Here is a 22,014-nt window from a genome sequence, read left to right on the forward strand (position 1 = left end):
CTTTTAAAACATGAAAAAGCCCTTAATCCGATGGATTAAGGGCTTTTTACTTTAGATAAAATTAAATTAGAACTTATAGTTCAAACCTAATAACCAGTATGATTGTAAATCGTTATCTACATTATCAAAATCAAATGTACCTGTAGGATCCTGAGTCGCCGCAAAATTTACAGCCTCTTGATGATTACCTCTTAAACCAAATTCAAAACCTACACCGATGTTTTTCCATAGTGTATAACCGAAAGAGTTGATCCATGTAAAGTTGGATAAGTTAGAGCTCTTATAGCTTTGGAATGTAGAAAGATTACTCTTAAAGTTAATAGCTCCTATTTGTCTTGTATAATCTGCAACGATTTTTGCACCTAAAGAAGATTCAAAAATATCATCACCACTACTGAAAACAAAGTTATAGTTTAAAGGGTGAATCACCACTACAAGGTTATCTAAAGGAGTCCATGTTGCACCAACACCTAGGTCTAGGTATCCAGGATCATTAAAATTGTTAAGTATCGTAGTTCTGTACTCTCCTAATGTAGAAACAGCAAATTTCTCGCTCAACTTGTAACCATATAATGATTGAATATTAAAAACGTCTGTAGCTTCTTGAAAACTATCATCATCTGTAGCGTCATCTCTATCGTCAAACTTTACCCATTGTAAATTCACGTTTAGATTATTTCTCCAGAAATACTTCTCTCTTTTTAAGTTTGCAAATCCGTTTAATGTAACACCTATGTTACCAGAGTTCACATTAGGAGAACCTTGAGAATACCACTTATCAAAACTTGATAAATTTGCTCCTATAGTACCAAAAGCTCCCTTTTTCCAACCTGGAAGTGCATCTATTTGTGCTTGGATAGCATTTGCTCTACCTTGAATTTGAGCAATAGAATCCATTTTTGACGCTTTTAACGCCTTAAGTTCTTCTTCAGTTTGCGCATAAGTACTTACAGTACAAAGTGCAAATGCAAAAAGTAAAATAATTTTTTTCATAATACTAAATTGAAATGTTATGGCGCGAAATTACCATTTAATTAAAAAAAAGGATTGATTGTCTATTAAAAAACAGCTCTATCGATAAACTACTTTTTTTTCTTATAAACGGGTACCGCACTACAGGCCTCGCCGTACATTACTGATTTAGCAACACCATGCAGGCGTTCAGTAATCATCATATAAGCAGTTAGAGGAACTGGCTTATGAGAACAGCCTTTTACGATTACAGGCATATCCATGTATGGATCAAGATTTAACTGATTGATAATTGGACTGTATAGACTAGTTTCTAAATCTTCTAATGAGCCCAACACTACTTTTTTAGCGATACCTGTTAACTCCATTTGCACTAACATCCATGCCCATTGAGGTATAATGGCGTCTGTAGAGCATTTTACTGCTACATAATGATCTTTATAAGCAGTAAAATCTGTGTTTTTTAAGCTTTCGCGAAAGCGTGATTCTACTAACACAATACCTTCCATCAACCACTGAGAAATATCTAGCTCACTGCGCGGTCCTACAGGATAATAATCTTCTAAGTCGATGACCTGAAGTTTTGAGTTTGCGACTCTATTAATGATCTCGCCTTCCATGTTCTAGAGCATTCCTAGTTCAAGCTTAGCTTCTTCACTCATAAGGTCTTTATTCCATGGTGGATCAAATGTAATTTCCACCTCAGCATCGTTGACTTCTTTGAGAGTTTTTACTTTCTCCTCAACTTCTACTGGCAGCGTTTCTGCTACTGGACAGTTAGGTGAAGTTAATGTCATCAATATTTTAACGTCAGCATCACTGCTCACCATGACATCATATATAAGGCCTAGCTCATAGATGTCCACAGGAATTTCTGGGTCATATATGGTTTTTAAAACCTTAACTACTTTTTCTCCTATTTCTTGTCCGTTGATCTCTTCCATAATTAGCTCAATTGAGATTGATATGCTACTGCATACATTTTAAGTTGTTTTATCATGGAAACTAATCCATTTGCTCTAGTAGGTGAAAGATGTTCTTTTAAACCTATTTGATCTATAAAAGCCGTGTCTGCAGCGATAATATCTGCTGGTTTCTGACCAGACCACGCTCTAATAAGTATTGCAATAATTCCTTTAGTAATAATCGCATCGCTGTCCGCACTAAATTTCACTTTATCTTCTTCAAGATCTGCATGTACCCAAACTTTAGACTGACAACCTTTTATGATATTATCTTCGGTTTTGTACTGCTCATCTATAACAGGAACGCTTTTCCCTAGATCTATCATGTATTCATAGCGGTCCATCCAGTCGTCAAACATGGCAAACTCTTCTACGATTTCGTTCTGTATGTCTTGAATGCTAGCCATTATTGTTTTACTGCTGTAATTATAATATCGCCTGATGCGTTTAAAAGTTCTAATCCTTCTTTAGTAGGGCTTACTTCAACAACCTTTGCAAGATGACTCATATAATCTCTCTCGATCTCATGCACATCTCTACACATCATTTTAGTTCCCATTAAAGGACCGATAGTCACTTTTCCTTTCCCTAAGTACTCAAAAGAACCACCATAGTTGTTACATGCTGACTTACCAGATATGCGATTCTCTTCTCCCATCTCAATGGTTAATGTGATATCTTGTTCTGAATAATCATTTTCTCCTACCAGTACCACGTCATAACTACCTGCAACATCTTGTTCATCACAACTGGTTAATGTAAAAAGTGTTAGACTAAAAAGTAATGTAAATATTCTCATTTTAATTTGTTTTAAGGTATACTGATTAAGTAGTCTTCAAAGATAATGAAGTCTATTAAGACAGCATACTTACTGCACGTTGCAAAGCCTGTACCATAATATCTATTTCTTCTTTAGTATTATAAAATGCAAAACTTGCTCTTACCGTACCAGGTATTGAATAGCGTTCCATAACTGGTTGTGCACAATGATGTCCTGTTCTTACCGCAATACCTAGTTTATCCACAATCGTCCCTATATCATAAGGATGTAGTGTGGTTACATTAAAACTTATTACTGCAGCCTTATTTACTACATCTCCGTAAATTTTGAGGCCTTCGATAGCCTTTAACTGTTCCGTTGCATATATTAATAACTCGTGCTCATAAGCAGCGATGTTATCCATACCTAATTCATTAAGATAATCAACAGCAGCACCTAAAGCAATTCCACCTGCGATATTAGGTGTTCCGGCTTCAAACTTATGTGGTAATCCTGCATAGGTTGTATGCTCAAATGTCACTTGATCTATCATCTCTCCACCACCTTGGTATGGTGGTAATGCGTTTAATGCCTCTTCTTTACCATATAGAATACCTATTCCTGTCGGACCACACATTTTATGTCCAGACATGGTATAGAAATCTGCATCAAGCGCTTGCATATCTAACTTCATATGACCACATGATTGCGCACCATCTATTAAAGTCATCGCACCATGTTCGTGTGCTCCTTTGATGATCTCTTCTACTGGATTAGTAACACCTAGTGCGTTAGACACATGATTAACAACTACAAAAGCTGTTTTCTCATTCAGCAGTCCTTCATAAGCTTGCATATCTAGCTCACCGCTGTCTAATACGGGTATTACTTTTAAGGTAGCGCCTACTCGTTCACAAAGCATTTGCCAGGGAACAATATTAGAATGATGCTCTACTGCGCTTACAATGATCTCATCATCTTTTTTCACAAAGACGTGGGCACCACTCGCAACAGCATTAATACTATGTGTATTTCCAGAGGTAATAATTACCTGTTTTGCTTGAGGAATATTGAAAAAAGCTCTCACTTTTTCTCTTGCTTCCTCATACAAATCTGTTGCTTCCTGACTTAACGCATGAACACCACGGTGGATGTTTGCATTATATAAGGTATAATACTCAACGATTTTATCAATGACCTGTTGCGGTTTTTGAGAAGTCGCAGCGTTATCAAAATAAACTAACGGTCGCCCATTTACCTCACGATTAAGGATAGGAAAATCAGCTCTTATTTTTTGAATATCTAACATGGTACAAAGGTACGATGCGGACTGGGAAAGAGGTATTATTTAAGGAATTATTAGAAGAGTAATTCATATACTTTGAAAATCATTCATCTAAAAAAAATGCCTTGTCATAAAACAAGGCATTTTTTTTTAAAATTGAGATAGACAATCACTATAAATCAAACCCAATCTCTACACCTAGCTTCTTTGCAATAAGCTTTGTGATGCGAGATTTAATTTCAGGAATTTTCACACTTTCTAGTACGCTATTTGCAAAAGCAAACATCAATAGAGCACGTGCTTCCTTTTTACCAATTCCACGAGATTGCATGTAAAATAGGGCATCTTCATCAAGCTGACCGATAGTACAACCATGTGAACATCTCACATCGTCTGCAAAAATCTCTAGTTGTGGCTTTGCGTTGATGGTAGCCTTATCGCTTACTAATATATTATTGTTTTGCTGGAACGCGTTAATTTTTTGCGCTACTTTATCTACGAGAACTTTACCATTAAAAACTCCTACAGCTTTATCGTCAAAGATTTGCTTGTACTGCTGGTAACTCTCACAATTAGGTGCTGTGTGATGTACTAGTGTAGAATGATCTACGTGTTGTTTTCCTTCTATAATCGTAACTCCGTTAAGAATAGAATTACAGTGCTCACCACGTTGATAAAAATTCAAGTTGTTTCTAGTTAAAGCTCCACCGAAAGAAAACGTATGCAAACGCACTTCACTATCTGATTTTTGCTCTACACTAGTATGATCGATAAGTGATGCATTAAGATGATCGTTCTGGATCTTATAATAATCCACCATGGCACGCTTATCTGCAAAAATCTCAGTAACACTATTAGTCAATACTTGATTATCACTTAAACTTTGGTGACGCTCTATAATTTGCACTTGAGAATTCTCTCCTACTACCACTAGATTACGTGGCTGTGTCATTAAAGTACTCTCATTACCAGTAGAAAAGTATACAACTTCTATAGGTTTTTCTACCGCTATGTTTTTCCCAATGCTTATGTAAGCACCTTCTCTTGCAAATGCTGTGTTTAAAGATGTTAATCCATCCTTAGGCGCAAGTTTATTGTAATAAGCCTCAATAACAGGACTATATTTCGGGTTATTTAAGGCACTAGACATTAAACAAACGTCAAATTTATCGTGTGTAGTCTCAGATAAATGCGAGCTATAAATCCCATCTATAAAAATCACACGATACGCATCTATTTGATGGATTAAATATGGTTTAATATCTCCATATTCAATAGCAGATTCTTTCTTTGGGAAAAGACTGTAATCTTTATTAAATAGAGATTTCAGCGATGTATATTTATATGCCTCTTCTTTACGTTGCGGAATGCCTAACTCTTCAAAAGACGCTAGCGCCTCATTGCGCAATTGATGTGCATACGTTTCTGTATCGACTTCATTTTCTAAAGCGATAAAAGAAGATAATATTTTGTCTTTAAAACTCATGATTTGTTGTTTTCACGCTTTTATTATTTGTTGCAACTACATTTCTTTAATGTCAGCTTTCGCGAAAGCGAAATAATAAAAACTACACTATTAATTACTAGACCTTAAAGCTGAGTACTAAGCCTCTACTTCTTCTTTAATCCAGTCATAACCGCGCTCTTCTAATTCTTGAGCTAGTTCTTTTCCTCCTGATTTTACGATACGTCCTTTATAAAGTACGTGTACAAAATCTGGCACGATATAATCTAATAAACGCTGGTAGTGAGTAATCACGATAGTGGCATTATCCTCACTGCGCAATTTATTTACACCATTTGCTACGATACGTAGGGCATCGATATCAAGACCTGAATCTGTCTCATCTAATATCGAAAGTTTAGGATCTAACATTGCCATCTGGAAAATCTCGTTACGTTTCTTTTCTCCACCAGAAAAACCTTCATTTAGAGAACGAGATAAGAATTTGCGATCTATCTCTAGCATCTCAGACTTTTCACGGATCATCTTTAACATATCACCAGCCTTCATTTCTTCTTTACCTTGAGCCTTGCGCGTCTCGTTGATAGCAGTTTTCATGAAGTTAGTAACTGATACTCCAGGGATTTCAATAGGATACTGAAATGATAAAAAGACACCTTTATGTGCTCTTTCTTCTGGATCAAGCTCAGATATTTCCTCGTTTTCTAATTCAATAGAACCACCAGTCATCTCGTACTCTTCACGTCCTGCAATCACATTTGCTAGAGTAGATTTACCAGAACCGTTAGGCCCCATAATAGCATGAACCTCACCAGCTTTTACTTCTAGATTGATTCCTTTTAATATTTCTTTATCCTCTATTGAGGCATGCAAGTCTTTGATCTTTAACATAGCTGTTATTTAACTTCTTGTATCTGTATTAATTGATGGGTGCAACTACGGCAGCACTTGTTGCTGGTGTTACTTCTATTATTTCTTTTATGATAAGCATTTGTTCCCAGCCTTCACCTGTTTCTAGCAACAATGGATTAGGTACTAATTCTCCTTTAAGAATTACATTTACCATATCAAATTTTGTCTTTTGTAAAGGTAACGCCAGTTCATGGAGCTGCTTTAACTTATCATCTATGCGTACGGCATAAATTTCGCTTTTACCAGTAAGGACTGCGGCGTCCTCTAATAAAATAAACTCACCTTTATAGGTGTTTTCATCTTCTACAAATGACGTGCTTATGTCCTCTGTGGTTGCAACATCCAATGGTTGTTCCTGATTTTTACAAGAGACTGTTGCAATTATTATAAAACATAAAACGAGTAATCGTTTCATAATTAATGGTTTTTGAAATGTTCTATCCTACCGATCCTTCTAGGCTTATTTCTAATAATTTTTGAGCTTCTACTGCAAACTCCATAGGTAGTTTATTTAATACTTCTTTAGAGAATCCATTTACAATAAGTGCAATGGCTTTTTCTGTATCAATACCACGCTGGTTGCAGTAAAAAATTTGATCTTCACCTATTTTACTCGTTGTCGCTTCGTGTTCTACTTTTGAAGTACTGTTACTATTTTCTATGTATGGGAATGTATGTGCACCGCATTCATTACCCATTAACAAACTATCACATTGTGAAAAGTTACGAGCATTTGTAGCACGTGAATTGATTTTTACGAGTCCTCGATAAGAGTTTTGCGATTTTCCGGCACTAATCCCTTTAGAAATAATAGTTGACTTAGTGTTTTTACCTAAGTGAACCATCTTAGTTCCAGTATCTGCTTGCTGAAAATTATTAGTCACCGCGATGGAGTAAAACTCACCAACTGAGTTATCTCCTTTAAGAACACAGCTAGGATACTTCCATGTTACAGCACTACCGGTCTCTACTTGAGTCCATGAGATTTTTGCATTTTTCTCACATAGTCCACGCTTAGTTACAAAGTTGAAAACACCACCTTTTCCTTCGGCATTACCAGGATACCAATTCTGTACGGTAGAGTATTTAATTTCTGCGTCATCTAGTGCGATTAACTCCACACATGCAGCGTGTAATTGATTTTCATCACGACTAGGCGCAGTACAACCTTCTAGGTAAGAAACATAACTTCCTTCATCTGCAATTACTAGTGTTCTTTCAAATTGTCCTGTTCCACCTTCATTAATACGGAAGTATGTAGAAAGTTCCATAGGACACTTAACACCTTTAGGTATATAACAGAATGATCCATCCGAGAATACAGCACTATTCAATGCTGCATAGTAATTATCACGTTGTGGAATTATAGTACCAAGATATTTTTTTACAAGCTCTGGATGTTCTTGTATTGCTTCAGAAATGGGGCAGAAAATAATACCTTTCTCTGCAAGCGTTTTCTTAAATGTAGTTGCTACAGATACTGAGTCTACTACAATATCCATGGCAACACCGGCAAGCTTCTTTTGCTCATCAAGTGAAATTCCTAATTTTTTGAACGTTTCTAATAATTCTGGATCAACCTCATCAAGGCTATCATATTTAGGCTTAGAATTAGGTGCACTGTAATAAGAAATGGCTTGTAAATCTGGTTTTTCGTAATTTACATTTGCCCAATCTGGCTCTTCCATTTCAATAAACACACGATATGCCTGTAGTCTCCAGTCAAGCATCCATTGTGGCTCATTCTTTTTGGCAGATATGATACGTATCACTTCTTCACTAAGTCCGATAGGAATAGTGTCTGATTTAATATCGGTATAGAAGCCGTACTCGTACTCTTTATTCTGGAGTTCTTTTTCTAATTCTTCTTCTGTGTACTTAGACATAATGCTATGTTTAAAGTTCATAAAACAGCTGCACTGTATAATTTGAACTTCTTATTTATTAATTATTGAATAATAGCGCTTTCACAATATTATTCTACTTATTTAGACTTATAGAGAAAAACTTTCTCCACATCCACAAGTTCTTTGTGCATTAGGGTTATTAAAGACAAAGCCTTTACCGTTCAAACCACCGCTAAATTCAAGCGTCGTCCCAACGAGATATAAAAAGCTTTTTTTATCAACCACAATGCGCACATCATTTGCTTCAAAAATCTTATCCGTGTCTGTAGTTGTCTTATCAAATGTTAGATCGTAAGATAAACCACTACAACCTCCACTTTTAACACCTACGCGCACATAATCATTACCTATAGCAAATCCATCCTCACTCATTAATTGAGTAAGCTTAATTTTTGCCGTATCTGATACATTTATCATATGCTTAAAATCCTTATTTAAAATGACTACAAATATACAACAGCCATTTTTGAACATTGCCCTATTCAATTTATAAAATGCATGATTGTATGTCCAATATCTATAGTTTAACAGTTCTTTATATAATCAAGTGCTAACATATCTATTTTTCAATAGCTTAAAGCTCAAATTATACTTTGAAATTTAAAAAAACATCAACTCTTTTCTATCTGTTTTATAATTAAGATGTTTAATTCATTGTAATTTTGCAGCATGATAGAAGATAAAAATCCACAACGTACGTCGATTGAAAATTTAGGTGAATTTGGTTTAATCGATCACATCACACAAAATGTTGAACTTAATCAAGATTCTACCTTAAAAGGCATAGGCGATGATGCTGCTGTTATCAATCATACAGCATCTACTGTGGTCACCACAGATATGCTTGTAGAAGGTATTCACTTTGATTTAAGTTATGTTCCTCTAAAACACTTAGGTTACAAAGCTGTTATGGTTAATTTATCTGATCTTTATGCGATGAATGCGGTACCTACCCAAATAACCGTATCCATAGCTATGTCTAATCGTTTTCCTGTAGAAGCCGTTGAAGAGCTTTACAATGGTATCAAACTGGCATGTAAAATCTACAATGTAGATTTAATAGGTGGAGACACTACTGCTTCTCAAAGTGGTTTGATTATCTCTATTACAGCAATAGGAGAACAAAAGGAAGATGATATTATATACCGCTCAGGTGCTGGAGATAATGATTTACTAGTCGTTAGTGGAGACATAGGCGCCGCTTATATGGGATTACAAATCCTAGAGCGCGAGAAAGCTGTTTATAAAGCAAACCCAAATAATCAACCAGATGTTGAAGCCTATAGCTATTTATTAGAACGACAGCTAAAACCTGAAGCTCGTAAAGACATCCCTAAGCTACTCAAAGAACTAGATGTGAAACCTACGAGTATGATTGATTTATCCGATGGTTTAAGTTCTGAAGTTATTCATTTATGTAAAAACTCTAATGTAGGAATGAAGCTCTATGAAGAAAAACTTCCATTAGACCCTACGGTAATAGCGGCTTGTGAAGAATTTAATTTAGACAGTACAACGATTGCACTTAGTGGTGGCGAGGACTATGAATTATTATTTACGGTAAAACAAGAAGACTTCCCTAAAATTAAAGCAAATCCTAGCTTAAGCATCATAGGACATGCTGTACCCAACGGTGAAGGAATTCATTTAATCACCAGATCAGGCGAGCAAATACCTATTAAAGCAATGGGCTGGAATAGTTTTCAAGAATAAAAACCTAATTCACGTCTATTTTTCTTAACCGCAAGGTCATTGAGAGCACGATTAATACGAGAATATTGATCATTTAACGGAACGATATTACCATAAATATTTGTGGTCATTTGCTTTCCACATTTTACGCAACACATTTCTTGTATGCGGTCATTTACTTGATGAGTAACTTGTAGTTTATGTCCTGTAAAAGAACATATAGCTGCAGCCTTGATAGGGGAAAAAGATTTTGACATTTGGCTAGTTATTTAAACGAAAGTTGGTTGAACTTCATTTTACTACGACCAATGTAAAAAATATAATTCAAATTAACGATAAAACACTTAATTTAATCGATCAAATGCATGTTACTAACGATTTCACTAGGATGGGTAAGTAATAACATGTGTCCACCTTCAATACTTACACCAGCATAAAGTTCTTGGCTTAACTCGGCCTCGATAATAGATTTTTCAATAACGGTATCACGATTTCCATAAATGTATTGAACAGGCACATCAACATGTCCGAGCTGTGATGGACGATCTCTCATCGCACGCAGTGCCGCCAGTACAGCTTCTAGAGTAATCTCTTGAGATTCAATCCTCATATTTTCAATAATAGCCTTATGAGTTACATGTTCTTGAGGCGTAAAAAGATTATTAATAGCCATAGATACATAGGCATTTTGAAAGCGATCAATTAGTTGGATTGCACGATCTCGCATCATTTTACGGGCTACACTATCAGGTCCCATAATACTGTTCAATAATGTTAAAGAATAAAGTTGTTGAGGATACGCTTTCGCGAAAGCAGATCCTACATAACCACCCATACTATGACCTATAAAATGCACCTTATGAATATCATTTTCTATCAAAAATTGTGAGATTTCAAAAGCCAGATCATCGATAGAGTATTGCGATACCATAGGAGATTCACCATGACCAGGTAATTCAACATGTATAATATTATAGCTGTTTTCTAATAATTTTGCCACCGTATTCCACTGGCTTTTACTACCTAAAAAACCGTGTAAAAGTAGTACACTAGGCTTATTTGAGGACTTATAGTAATAGGTCATTTTCTTCATAAATGCAATATAATACCTGTTCTCTCTCTAGTTCTAATATTTTGTTAATTTTACACTGATCTAAAGCAATACCTTTTCTTTAATGAAACAAATTTATTTTCTTCTTCTAATCAGTTTTACAGTCATGTCATGTCAAAATGATATTGATGATTACCAAGTTGCAAAATCTGAACTAGATATTAGACTGGAAGAACTATTATTAGAAAAATCTGAAGGTCAAGGAATCAACTTTTTTATTCTACCTGAAAGCGATGACTATGCGTCCATACCACAAGACCCATTGAACCCAATAACCAAAGAAAAAGTAGAGTTAGGTAGGTTATTACTACATGAAACAGCTAGTGGTGGTAATCCAAAAATGGATGTTATGGCTGGCACTTATGCTTGTGCATCCTGTCATCCTGTAGCTTCTAGTTTTTACTCTGGTAGACGTCAGGGAATAGGTGAAAGCGGTAGTGGATTTGGTGCAGCAGGAGAAAGTCGCGGTTTTGATTTAACCATGCCATTAGACTCTATAGACCTGCAACCTATAAGAGTACCTACTTTACTTAATGTAGCTTATCAAGATGTTGCTTTATGGAATGGTATGCTAGGTGGATCAGGAACTAATGCTGGCACACAATCTCAATGGAGTGACATTCCTGAAAACCACTTAGGATTTCAAGGTCTAGAAATTCAAGGTATGGTAGGACAGGATACTCATAGATTGCAAATAGATGAAAATTTTGCTAATACTTATGGCTATGAAGAAATGTTTGATAGAGCCTTTAGCAATACACAATCTTTTGAAAGATACTCACGAAAGACCGCTGCTCTTGCTCTTGCGGCATTCAATAGAACATTACTATCTAATCGTGCACCATGGCAAGATTATCTTAAAGGTGATTATGCAGCCTTAAGTGAACGAGAAAAAAGAGGAGCTATTTTATTTACTGGCAAAGCAGAGTGCATGAACTGTCATACAGGACCAGCTTTAAAAGATCAAGATTTTCATGCATTCGGTTTTGGTCATTTTGATGATAGCAATGACGCTGTAGTATTGGATGATGCTAATTTTGATAATGTAAAAAAAGGTCGTGGTGGTTTTACTAATAACCCTTCAGACGATTATAAATTTAAAACTCCTACACTGTACAATTTAAGAGATGCTAATTTCTATGGACATGGTGGTACATTTAATAGTATTGAAGAGGTTATACGTTATAAATTATCGAGTCAAGTGCAGGATAATAACGTTCCTTTATCTCAAATTGCTAGTGAAAAAGGAGCAGTTACACTAACTGAAGAAGAGATTCAAGATTTAATATTCTTTGTCGAGAATAGTCTCTACGACTCTTATCTCACCAGATATGTACCAGAGACCGTGTTATCTGGAAATTGTTTTCCTAATGCAGACGTCCAATCTAAAATAGACTTAGGATGCGAGTAGTTAATAACTATGTGCAAATCTGATCCTTAAAACCTAACGTAAGTTAAATACCAAGCGGTATCTTTATCGCATGAGAAATCCACAGCTTACTAAAGACATTATCATAAAAGAGAGCGCTGACCTTTTTAATACTAAAGGATATAAAGCAACATCATTAAGCGATATAACCACAGCTACAGGCTTTACAAAAGGTGCAATCTACAAGCATTTTAAAAATAAAGAAGACTTAGAACAACAAGCCTTGCGTAGTTTAAGCAAAAGAATGTTTGATATTCTTAACATAGATCTCAAGAATGCATCAGATTTTACTTCAAAAATGAATGTAATATTTAATTTTTTTGAGAATTACCTAGATAATCCGCCTTACTCTGGAGGATGTCCTTTAATGAACAGTGCCTGCGAAAGCGATGATCTAGATGCTGGTTTAAGACAGCAGTCATTTGGTATGCTTGTCACTTTTAAAACAACTATTAAAAGAATTTTTGATAAGGCACTTAAAAATAACCAGATAAAATCTAGCGTAGATTCTGATCAATTAACTGCCGTCTATATAGCAACCTTAGAAGGAGCTATTATGATGAGTAAATTAGAGCGTAATAATGATGCTTTAGTAAAAAGCATCTCCTATTTAAAAACTGTGAATAGTGATTTAATATTAAAATAAAAACCCTAATAACTAGAATTACAGTTATTAGGGTTATTGTATTGCTGAGAAATCTACTACTTGAGCATGGCTTGCGCCTCATCAATTACTCTTAGCGTTCTTACTTTAAGTTCCTCGATCTCTTCATGCTCTTCTTTTAAAACATCTAACTGTTTATTAACTGCATTTACATCTTTAGGAAGCTTATAATCATAAGGAAACTTCTCAGAATAGTCTCTCATCCATGTCATCATATCATCATGCGCTTTCTGAAGTTCGCTTTTTTTAGACATGATCAAATCAGTGTTAGTAGAGTCCATTTTCTTACTTAATTGATTGCTTAAATCCATTAAGTCACCCATTTTAGGCATAATTACATCATGCGCCTCCATAGATTGTTGCTTTAAATTATCAAAAGCGACCTGTTGTTCTTTGAGCTCATCATTACATGAGGCTAAAAGAGCTAATAATATTAATGTCCAAAGTGATTTCATCTTATACTTGTTTAAAAAGAATATTGTAAGCCTACAGTGATAACATCTTGATTCTTAAGCTGTACACCATTTAGATTCTGTTGTAAAGGTAAGGCATATTCAAATCCTAAACGAGCACCTTTTAATAATTCTGGCGCATAAATATTAAATCCAAAACCAGCATTTAAAGCGTCATAACCAGAGTTTGAAGTATCTGCAGTTATAACCATTGCCGGATTCAAATCAGGATTAGCTCCTCTAATGCCACCTTGTATAAGTCCTTGCAACCTACCAGAAACACTCAACCAGTTAGTTGCACGATACGCAATCCAGTTGTTCCAGCCTAGTTGATTCCCTAGTCTATAATCATTTTCATTTTCACCTGTACGGAAAACACCTCTTAATTGAGAACCCCAAGAAAAATAATCTGATTGACCTAAGTAAGTAACAGCAGTAATGGCATCATAAGTACCACTGCCTATTTGCATAGGGTAAGGCAATATCACCTCATTACCCATACTAGCAGGTGTTACATCTTTGTTATCAATAGTTCCCGTAGGTATGGATAAACCTATCTGTGCATGCCACTTATGTGAATCTGTATCTATAAATTTATACATCGCAGATACGGATAGATCTCCAAAACCAGAAGATTCTGTAGTAAACATTCCACCCATAGCTGTCAAATGATCCATGGTCATGTCCATATACATTCCCATAGCCATAAGTGTTAAACGGTCAGTAGGCGCATACATAGCTCCTATCATATGCATATTCATAGGCATCTCAGTAGGCGTTACCATATAATCTCCACCATTAGGCAATAAAACTGATTCATTAGTAACGTCATCATTTGCGCGACGCAAATCTTCCATAGTAGTGGTAGAAAAACGATAAGACACCATCCATTCTCCTTTATTATGAGTATGATCTCCCATAACTGAGATAGGTGCATGCCCATCTGGTCTGTTTGTTGTATAAGAGGTTGTGTTATTATCTTGAGCAAGCATTAAAGTACTTGCACATAATGCTATAATTAATTGTATTTTTTTCAATGTGTTGAGTTTTGTGACCACAGTGTGGCCTTAATAAATAAGTAATGTTATCGCATTAAAGCGATAGAAGAATAAGTGCTTATGTATTGTAAACTCGTGGTGGCGGCTTTATAACGTCCTGAAATCCTATTTTTAATATATATGAATAGGGCTTATTTCCTTTCTTAACAATAACTTCATAAGATGGAACGATATACAAAACCACATCTTGATAATATAACGGACAAAAAGCTTCAATCAACATTGAGATCGCTTGCTCTTTAGAATCCGTTCTGGATTGAGCTTGTTGCAGTTTAAGCGTTTTAGCTAGATAACACTTTCCATCGCAATTAAGCTCTGGCCTATCCGTGTTTTCACAATACTGCTCAATAATCATATCAATATTCATCTCATAGTATGCATAGCAGCCTACTTGATAAACAGGTCGCAAGCTGAATAGCGTTAATAATATGATACTTAATGCTGACTTGATATGATTAATTTTTGCGCAAATTTAATACCTAACACCTATACAATAGTTTAAAAATTATAAAGAATATGGTAATCATCTTGTGCTTAAATTTGAAGTATTCTAAATAATGTCGGTTTCTTGAATTTCCCTATTGCCTTTCATCCTATTTATAAACATCCTTTACCAGATGGCCATCGTTTTCCTATGGTAAAATATGAGCTATTACCACAGCAACTTTTACTAGAAGGAACCGCAAATCAGACAGATTTTTTTGAGCCCAGTAAACTATGTTGTGATATAGATGTATTGCGTGTTCATACTTCAGAGTACTTAAAAAACCTTAAGGCCTTAAATCTAGACCGTAAAGCAGCACGCAAATTGGGTTTTCCATTAAACAATCAGCTAGTAGAAAGAGAATTATACATAGCTCAAGGTACAATTGATGGTTGCACAAAGGCATTTGAATACAACATTGCAATGAATATCGCTGGTGGCACACACCATGCTTACACAGATCATGGTGAAGCATTTTGTTTACTAAATGATCAGGCAATCGCTGCTAGATACTTACAACATCATCAGCTAGCAGATAAAATTCTGATTGTAGATCTGGACGTTCATCAAGGAAATGGAACAGCTGAAATCTTCCAAAATGACGATAGCGTATTCACATTTTCCATGCATGGCGCAGGTAATTATCCGTTTAAAAAGGAGTTGTCTGACCTAGATATCGCCTTACCAGATCATACTGATGACAGTAGTTATCTCAATGAACTTCATCATATTCTGCCTGATTTAATTGCTCAAGAACAGCCCGATTTCATTTTCTACCTGTGTGGTGTCGATGTGCTAGAAACAGACAAGTTAGGCAGGCTAGGTATGACTCTAGATGGTTGTAAAAAAAGGGATGAGTTTGCTTTGTCCGCTTTCGCGAAAGCGAGAACAAAAAATAATAACCGCATCCCAATACAATGCAGTATGGGCGGCGGTTACTCTCCTGATATTAAATTAATCATTGAAGCACATGCTAACACCTATAGAGTAGCACGAGATATTTTTACTTAGACTATCGCAACCAGGCCTTAGAAGCGGCGCTGCGAGCAAATAGCCAAAGACAAATGGACAACAAAGGAACACTTAAGAAGAAAAACTTATCTGAGGTGTTGATAATGCCCCATGAGCCATTAAAGAAATTAAAACTAGTTGTTATAATAACCGCAAATAACGATACTAAAGATAGTATTACCGCTAGTTTTCTTTTAAATAACAACATTATACAAGCTAATAGTCCAGCAAATACAGCTATTCCATAAACATACATATACCAACCAGGTCTAGATTGATATAACTCTTGTTGTTGTTCAGTCATTTGCTCCATCATTATATCGGGTGCTGCCATTTCTGTGGACCATGCGCCTATTCCCATAAGATTCCATAGTAAAAAGATAATAGCGAGTACCCAGAACCACATCTGGGGTTTTGAACTGTAAGGCATAATTAATTGGTTTTATAGGTTGAAACCTTAAAGTTAAGAAAATCTTAAATAACAAAAATGTAGGTCTTACATTACGGAATTATCATTTTAAAGACTTTCTAATAGGATTCATAAAAAAATCGCTTACGAAATCGATTGAATCCTAAAAAAAAAGTACATTAGGATTAGTTTTAAACAGCCCACATTATGAAAGATTCTATGAAACCCGAAAGCCTAATGATGTCCTACGGTTATAAACCTGAATTATCTGAAGGCGCTATTAAATGTCCTATATTTTTAACTTCTACCTTTGTCTTTAAAAATGCAGAAGAAGGCAAAGCATTTTTTGAACTCGCCTATGGAAAGCGTGATAAATTGCCAGGTGAGGAAATGGGATTGATATATAGTCGTATCAATAATCCAGACCTAGAAATTCTAGAAAACAGACTACGTTTATGGGATAAAGCAGATGATTGCGCAGTTTTTGAAAGTGGCATGAGCGCCATATCGACTGTTCTTATGGAGTTTTTAGAACCAGGACAAGTGTTGCTGTACAGTTCACCTACCTACGGTGGAACAGATCATTTCATCAATCACTTTTTACCTAAATACGGCATCCATTCTCTAGGTTTTAAATCTGGAATGAGTAAAAATGAGATTATCAAACTGGTAGAAGATGCTGGATATGCAGATAAAGTGGCGCTTATGCATATTGAAACACCTGCAAATCCTACTAATGCTTTAATAGATATTGAAATGTGTCGAGAAATTGCCGATCATTTTTCAACAAGTGATAAAAAAGTCCTCCTAGGTGTCGATAATACTTATATGGGACCATTATGGCAGCATCCATTACAATTGGGTGCCGATATCGTCATGTATAGCGCCACAAAATATATAGGTGGACATAGCGACTTGATTGCTGGTGCCGTATTAGGTAATGCAGAGATTATGCATCGTGTTAAGGTTCTACGAACTTTCTTAGGAAACATGGCTTCTCCACATACAGGCTGGATGTTAATGCGCAGTCTGGAAACTCTAAAAATACGTATGGAGCAACAGCAACGCAATGCTATAGAGGTTGCTAACTTTTTAAATGGCCATAAAAAAATCACTAAGCTCAATTACCTAGGTTTAATACAACCAGATGCTCCAGATTATAAAATCTACAAAAAACAATATGACGGACCAGGCGCCATGATTAGTTTTGAAATTAAAGGCGGAGAGAAAGAAGCATTTAAATTCTTGAACTCGTTGAGATTAATACGCCTTGCAGTAAGTCTAGGTGGAACAGAAAGTCTTGCAGAACATCCACGTTCTATGACGCACGCAGGCGTAGATGAAAATCACGCAGAATCTATAGGCGTCACACATTCACTTGTGCGCTTATCGATAGGTGTAGAAAACAGCGATGACCTTATTGCCGATGTAAAACAAGCGCTTGAAGAAGTAAGGATATCAGAAAATGTGATAGTTTAGTTGGATTTGGATTGTTTTGGCATTTTCTTTGCCTAGTGTACTAAGAATTACCACGACACGTTATTAAAATAAATAAAATCACTTTGAAGAAAATCCTTTTTTTTGCTGCAATGTTCCTAGCTATAGCTGCTCAAGCACAGCATAGTCCATCAGAAGACAATGCAATCGAAACTTGCGAAATGCAGCTTAATGAGAAATTAAATTTTATGCTCGATGGTTCTTTTGCAAATGAGAATGTGCTCTTCAAGGAAATTGCAAAATTAAGACCATGTGGCCTCGATGAATTTGATGTGAATTTTTTTGGTAACATGGACGTTTTTAATACCATGCTAGCTCGTATTTCTAAAGAGAAAAAAGTAGAACAAATGACTTTTAATGATCTCTATACAGAGATTGTAAAATTTAAAAAGGCTGATGTTTATAAGGAGATCAGAGAAGTCACTATTGCGAGTGAAAGATTAGGCGAGACTGTAGGGAATATTGAAAACTGGTCACAAGACCTTGCTCTTTTTGAAAGCCTAGGCGCTTCACAAGATGTGATTGACAAAGTTTATAATTACTTAAGTACTCATGTGGACAATGAGAAAACCTATAAGGAGATATTAGGATTGCTTAAAAAACAATCCTAATATCAATATCATTTAATTACTGGTTAAATATTTCTTAGGCGTCGTACCATATTTCTTTTTAAAGGCACTTATAAAATGGCTTGCTGTACTATAGCCCACTTTAAGACCGACTTCATTTACATTATGCTGACCGCTATCTAGGAGTTGACGTGCATAATCCATTTTATGATCCAGTAAAAATCCATAAACGGTATCTCCATACACTTCTTTAAAACCTTCTTTTAATTTTTTAAGAGACAATCCTATTTCCATCGCTAGTTCATTAAGGGATGGCGGATTGGTCATACGTTCAATAATGATTTCCTTGGCTTTTTTAATCTTACGCATATTGTCCTCATCTACTAGAAATGGGCATGCCTCAACATCTGCATCTTCTGGACTATTGAAGTATAAAGACATCAATTCATAAGACTTACCTTTAAAGTATAATCTCTTAATAGCATCGTTCAAATTATAATTCATTAACTGATGCAATGCCACAGCCATGGACGGCGATATACTGCCATCAACATAGTATTTCTTATCCTTATTCTCGGCACTTAAGAAACTCACATGCTGTGCATCAGGAGAGAATAACGAGTGGAATTTTTTTATAGAAACTAATACACATATAAACCAAGAATGACCCTTTAAATCTAGATTAATAGGTAAATCTCGAGAAGGATTATACAGCAGATAACTATTTTGTTCTGAAAGACTTAACTTATAACTACCTTCATTAAACGCTAGATCTACCTGACCTTTTAAACAAAAATGAAATTGAATATAACTATTATCCACATCGTGGTGAAAATGCGCCACGTCATCTGTTTCATTCTTTAATCTTACTACTTGAAATCCTTCTTCAATTAAGGTCACCTCAGCAGCACCTTTAGCGATATTTTCCATTTTCATTCTTATTTATAATTACTCTAAATAGCAGTGTTTTGCTTTCGCGAAAGCGTTTACAACACCATTTATCAGTACAAAACACACATTTTAACTACAAAAGTAACTCATTGCGTTTAAATTGGAACTCATAGCGTTACTTTAATAACGATTAGTCTTATAATTTTGTTTTTCATTATCAAAGTGTATATGGCGGCAGCTCAGCCCAAACATTTTTCATTTTACAGTATAGGTCTCAGTTATCGCAAAGCCGATGCCGAGACTCGTGGACTTTTTTCACTTTCAGAAGAAGGGATCAACAATTTATTACTAGAAGCAAAAGAAGAAGGCATTCCTTCTCTAGCAGTGATATCTACCTGTAATCGTACAGAGCTTTATGGATTTGCACAGCATCCTTTTCAACTAATACGATTATTATGTGAGCATTCGCATGGTACGGTAGAGGAGTTTCAAAAAATAGCCTACATTCAAAAAAACGAAGACGCCTGTAATCATCTCTATACCGTAGGTACTGGATTAGACAGTCAAATATTAGGAGATTTTGAGATTATAGGACAGCTTAAAATGGCGTTCAAACGCTCAAAAAAATTAGGCTTGATTAATGCCTACATGGAACGTTTGATGAATTGTGTCATACAAGCTAGTAAACGCATTAAAACCGAAACAGAGTTAAGTAGTGGTGCAACATCAGTTAGTTTTGCTAGTGCACAATACATTTTAGAAAACTTTCCTGCTGGTGGACCTGCAAAAAAGATTTTGCTTTTCGGAACTGGTAAAATAGGTCGTAACACCTGTGAAAATCTAGTAAAACATACAGAAAATAAGCAGATCACACTAATCAATCGTACTAAAGATAAGGCAGAACGTATCGCGGGAAGATTTGACTTAATCGTTAAAGATTATGCGCAACTAGAAGAAGAAATTGCTCAATCAGACATTATTATTGTAGCTACAGGCGCACAAAAGCCTACCGTTTCTAAACAGATCATACACACTAATAAGCCTTTACTAATCATGGACCTATCCATACCTAAAAATGTGGATGATAACGTGACAGAATTAGATAATGTAAAGCTTATTCACTTAGACGAACTTTCTAAAGTGACTCATAAGACACTTGAGAATAGAGAGAATTTTATACCTCAAGCTCAGGCTATTATTAAAGACGTTCATGCAGATTTTAAGCAGTGGATGGTTTCTAGACAGTTTGCACCTACCATGCATGCCCTTAAAACCAAACTCTCTACTCTTAAAGATGCTGAAATTAAAAATAGCCGTACAAAATTCAGTGATTTTAATCACGAACAGGCAGACGTACTAGCTGATCGTATTATTCAAAAAATCGCTGGCCATTTTGCAAATCATTTACGCAATGAAGATGAAAGCACTGAAGAGGCGATAAGTTTACTCAATAAAGTCTTTAAACTAGAAGAATTAAGCAGTTATGAGTCTTAAAATAAGAATAGGTACAAGAGATTCACAACTAGCGATGTGGCAGGCCACAACTGTTCAGTCTCAATTAGAAGCTTTAGGTTTTCAAACAGAATTATTACCTGTAAAATCACAAGGTGATCTTAATCTTGATGAGCCACTTTATGAAATGGGCATCACAGGTATCTTTACTAAAACTCTCGATGTCGCACTAGTTAAAGGTGATATTGATATTGCAGTGCATAGTCTTAAAGACGTTCCTACTCAACTACCTAAAGGTATGGTGCAAGCAGCTGTGCTTGAGCGCGCTTCTCAGAAAGATATTTTAGTATATAAGTCTAACTTTAATCCAGATGAAGCCATGACTATCGCAACTGGTAGTTTACGTCGCAAGGCCCAATGGCTTAATATGTACTCACAACATCAGGTTGTTGATATAAGAGGTAATGTTAACACACGCCTTTCTAAATTACATAGTAATAAAGACTGGAATGCTGCAATATTTGCAAAAGCAGGATTAGACCGTATCGGGTTATTATCGCAATTAAGAAGTAATTATGGGTTTGAATATTCAGACTTAGATAGTTTTGTGCCAGCACCAGCTCAAGGCGCGATGATGATTGCCGCAATGGGACATAATACCGCTGTATTAGAAGCGGCCTCACAACTTAATCACGCTCAAACACAACGATGTGTTGACATAGAACGACGTTTTCTAAGAGAATTAGAAGGCGGTTGTACCGCTCCAATAGGTGCGATTGCTCAAGTGCGTGATAATAAAATTGATTTTACCGGCTGTCTATTAAGTATAGATGGTACGGAACGTATCGATGTAAAAGATCAGATTAACTTGACAGAAACAGATGTTGATTTAGGTCTCGCTTTCGCGAAAGCGCAATCAGAAAAAGTATTTGCAAACGGCGGAAAAGCTTTAATGCAATCCATTAAGTCGGTACTTAATTCCTAGAGTTTTACACTCCTTTTTTATTCAAGACCGTTAAGTTCTTTACC

The 22,014-nt window shown here is 35.7% G+C and carries 26 protein-coding genes; 8 read left to right on the plus strand and 18 right to left on the minus strand.

Going from position 1 to position 22,014, the window contains the following annotated elements:
• Window positions 1–66: 66 nt before the first annotated feature.
• The 11 genes from IL45_RS09165 to IL45_RS09215 form a co-directional block, all read right to left on the minus strand.
• Window positions 67–993, minus strand: coding sequence for a DUF3078 domain-containing protein (locus IL45_RS09165; RefSeq protein WP_036583067.1), 927 nt, complete (start codon window positions 991–993; stop codon window positions 67–69).
• Window positions 994–1,082: 89 nt separating this feature from the next.
• Entirely contained in the window at window positions 1,083–1,592 is a 510-nt protein-coding gene (locus IL45_RS09170) for a DUF2480 family protein (protein WP_036583069.1), read from the minus strand.
• 3 nt (window positions 1,593–1,595) lie between these two features.
• The gene (locus tag IL45_RS09175; RefSeq protein ID WP_006796533.1) at window positions 1,596–1,916 is read right to left on the minus strand and encodes an iron-sulfur cluster assembly protein; all 321 of its coding nucleotides are present in this window, start codon (window positions 1,914–1,916) and stop codon (window positions 1,596–1,598) included.
• A gap of 2 nt (window positions 1,917–1,918) precedes the next feature.
• The gene (locus IL45_RS09180; protein WP_036583073.1) at window positions 1,919–2,344 is read right to left on the minus strand and encodes a SufE family protein; all 426 of its coding nucleotides are present in this window, start codon (window positions 2,342–2,344) and stop codon (window positions 1,919–1,921) included.
• Window positions 2,344–2,736 carry an META domain-containing protein gene (locus IL45_RS09185; protein ID WP_036583076.1) on the minus strand — a complete coding sequence of 131 codons (393 nt, stop codon included), beginning with the start codon at window positions 2,734–2,736 and terminating at the stop codon, window positions 2,344–2,346. Before IL45_RS09185 ends, IL45_RS09180 begins: the two co-directional genes overlap by 1 nt.
• A 55-nt stretch (window positions 2,737–2,791) precedes the next feature.
• Window positions 2,792–4,006 (minus strand): aminotransferase class V-fold PLP-dependent enzyme, encoded by a 1,215-nt coding sequence (locus tag IL45_RS09190; RefSeq protein WP_036583078.1) that lies wholly within the window; start codon window positions 4,004–4,006, stop codon window positions 2,792–2,794.
• Window positions 4,007–4,154: 148 nt separating this feature from the next.
• Entirely contained in the window at window positions 4,155–5,468 is a 1,314-nt protein-coding gene (sufD, locus tag IL45_RS09195; RefSeq protein WP_036583082.1) for a Fe-S cluster assembly protein SufD, read from the minus strand.
• A 117-nt stretch (window positions 5,469–5,585) separates the two neighbouring features.
• On the minus strand, window positions 5,586–6,338 hold the full coding sequence (sufC, locus tag IL45_RS09200; protein ID WP_036583083.1) for a Fe-S cluster assembly ATPase SufC: 753 nt from the start codon (window positions 6,336–6,338) through the stop codon (window positions 5,586–5,588).
• A 28-nt stretch (window positions 6,339–6,366) separates the two neighbouring features.
• Window positions 6,367–6,774, minus strand: a complete 408-nt coding sequence (locus tag IL45_RS09205; protein WP_036583084.1) for a hypothetical protein — start codon at window positions 6,772–6,774, stop codon at window positions 6,367–6,369.
• Window positions 6,775–6,796: 22 nt separating this feature from the next.
• Window positions 6,797–8,245, minus strand: a complete 1,449-nt coding sequence (gene sufB, locus IL45_RS09210; protein ID WP_036583085.1) for a Fe-S cluster assembly protein SufB — start codon at window positions 8,243–8,245, stop codon at window positions 6,797–6,799.
• Window positions 8,246–8,353: 108 nt separating this feature from the next.
• On the minus strand, window positions 8,354–8,683 hold the full coding sequence (locus IL45_RS09215; RefSeq protein WP_036583087.1) for a HesB/IscA family protein: 330 nt from the start codon (window positions 8,681–8,683) through the stop codon (window positions 8,354–8,356).
• A 252-nt stretch (window positions 8,684–8,935) separates the two neighbouring features.
• Here IL45_RS09215 and thiL point away from each other — a divergent pair, with 252 nt between their 5' ends.
• A complete protein-coding gene (gene thiL / locus IL45_RS09220) occupies window positions 8,936–9,979 on the plus strand; it encodes a thiamine-phosphate kinase (protein WP_036583088.1) in 1,044 nt (347 codons plus the stop codon).
• On the opposite strand, the gene IL45_RS09225 is transcribed toward thiL, so the two are convergent.
• Both IL45_RS09225 and IL45_RS09230 read right to left on the minus strand, forming a co-directional pair.
• Window positions 9,970–10,215 (minus strand): hypothetical protein, encoded by a 246-nt coding sequence (locus tag IL45_RS09225; RefSeq protein WP_036583090.1) that lies wholly within the window; start codon window positions 10,213–10,215, stop codon window positions 9,970–9,972. The genes thiL and IL45_RS09225 overlap by 10 nt on opposite strands.
• A gap of 92 nt (window positions 10,216–10,307) precedes the next feature.
• Window positions 10,308–11,051: an alpha/beta fold hydrolase gene (locus IL45_RS09230; protein ID WP_036583092.1), complete on the minus strand. Its 744-nt coding sequence runs from the start codon at window positions 11,049–11,051 to the stop codon at window positions 10,308–10,310.
• Window positions 11,052–11,133: 82 nt separating this feature from the next.
• On the opposite strand from IL45_RS09230, the gene IL45_RS09235 reads away from it, so the two are divergent.
• Both IL45_RS09235 and IL45_RS09240 read left to right on the plus strand, forming a co-directional pair.
• The gene (locus IL45_RS09235) at window positions 11,134–12,480 is read left to right on the plus strand and encodes a cytochrome-c peroxidase (protein WP_036583094.1); all 1,347 of its coding nucleotides are present in this window, start codon (window positions 11,134–11,136) and stop codon (window positions 12,478–12,480) included.
• Window positions 12,481–12,550: 70 nt separating this feature from the next.
• Complete coding sequence (locus IL45_RS09240) at window positions 12,551–13,144, plus strand: TetR/AcrR family transcriptional regulator (RefSeq protein WP_036583097.1); 594 nt, start codon at window positions 12,551–12,553, stop codon at window positions 13,142–13,144.
• A 56-nt stretch (window positions 13,145–13,200) separates the two neighbouring features.
• On the opposite strand, the gene IL45_RS09245 is transcribed toward IL45_RS09240, so the two are convergent.
• From IL45_RS09245 to IL45_RS14810, 3 genes are all read right to left on the minus strand, one after another.
• Window positions 13,201–13,617, minus strand: coding sequence for a hypothetical protein (locus IL45_RS09245; RefSeq protein ID WP_036583100.1), 417 nt, complete (start codon window positions 13,615–13,617; stop codon window positions 13,201–13,203).
• Between the two features lie 11 nt (window positions 13,618–13,628).
• Window positions 13,629–14,651: a transporter family protein gene (locus IL45_RS09250; protein ID WP_036583102.1), complete on the minus strand. Its 1,023-nt coding sequence runs from the start codon at window positions 14,649–14,651 to the stop codon at window positions 13,629–13,631.
• Window positions 14,652–14,730: 79 nt separating this feature from the next.
• Entirely contained in the window at window positions 14,731–15,081 is a 351-nt protein-coding gene (locus IL45_RS14810; protein WP_146128629.1) for a hypothetical protein, read from the minus strand.
• 159 nt (window positions 15,082–15,240) lie between these two features.
• Here IL45_RS14810 and IL45_RS09260 point away from each other — a divergent pair, with 159 nt between their 5' ends.
• Window positions 15,241–16,167, plus strand: coding sequence for a histone deacetylase family protein (locus tag IL45_RS09260; protein ID WP_036583103.1), 927 nt, complete (start codon window positions 15,241–15,243; stop codon window positions 16,165–16,167).
• A 1-nt stretch (window position 16,168) separates the two neighbouring features.
• Here IL45_RS09260 and IL45_RS09265 read toward each other — a convergent pair whose 3' ends face one another.
• Entirely contained in the window at window positions 16,169–16,573 is a 405-nt protein-coding gene (locus IL45_RS09265; protein ID WP_042295374.1) for a hypothetical protein, read from the minus strand.
• Between the two features lie 210 nt (window positions 16,574–16,783).
• Between IL45_RS09265 and IL45_RS09270 the strand changes: the two genes are divergently transcribed.
• Both IL45_RS09270 and IL45_RS09275 read left to right on the plus strand, forming a co-directional pair.
• Window positions 16,784–18,055 carry a cystathionine gamma-synthase family protein gene (locus IL45_RS09270; protein WP_036583107.1) on the plus strand — a complete coding sequence of 424 codons (1,272 nt, stop codon included), beginning with the start codon at window positions 16,784–16,786 and terminating at the stop codon, window positions 18,053–18,055.
• Between the two features lie 83 nt (window positions 18,056–18,138).
• Window positions 18,139–18,684, plus strand: a complete 546-nt coding sequence (locus IL45_RS09275; RefSeq protein ID WP_146128630.1) for a hypothetical protein — start codon at window positions 18,139–18,141, stop codon at window positions 18,682–18,684.
• Between the two features lie 12 nt (window positions 18,685–18,696).
• Here IL45_RS09275 and IL45_RS09280 read toward each other — a convergent pair whose 3' ends face one another.
• Window positions 18,697–19,572, minus strand: coding sequence for a helix-turn-helix transcriptional regulator (locus IL45_RS09280; RefSeq protein WP_081866631.1), 876 nt, complete (start codon window positions 19,570–19,572; stop codon window positions 18,697–18,699).
• A gap of 189 nt (window positions 19,573–19,761) precedes the next feature.
• On the opposite strand from IL45_RS09280, the gene hemA reads away from it, so the two are divergent.
• Together hemA and hemC are read left to right on the plus strand one after the other, a co-directional pair.
• Window positions 19,762–21,027, plus strand: coding sequence for a glutamyl-tRNA reductase (hemA, locus tag IL45_RS09285; RefSeq protein WP_036583110.1), 1,266 nt, complete (start codon window positions 19,762–19,764; stop codon window positions 21,025–21,027).
• Window positions 21,017–21,970, plus strand: coding sequence for a hydroxymethylbilane synthase (gene hemC / locus IL45_RS09290; protein ID WP_036583112.1), 954 nt, complete (start codon window positions 21,017–21,019; stop codon window positions 21,968–21,970). Before hemA ends, hemC begins: the two co-directional genes overlap by 11 nt.
• The last annotated feature ends 44 nt before the right edge of the window (window positions 21,971–22,014 follow it).

Source organism: Nonlabens ulvanivorans, assembly GCF_000732625.1.
In the GTDB taxonomy this organism is placed as follows: Bacteria; Bacteroidota; Bacteroidia; order Flavobacteriales; family Flavobacteriaceae; genus Nonlabens; species Nonlabens ulvanivorans.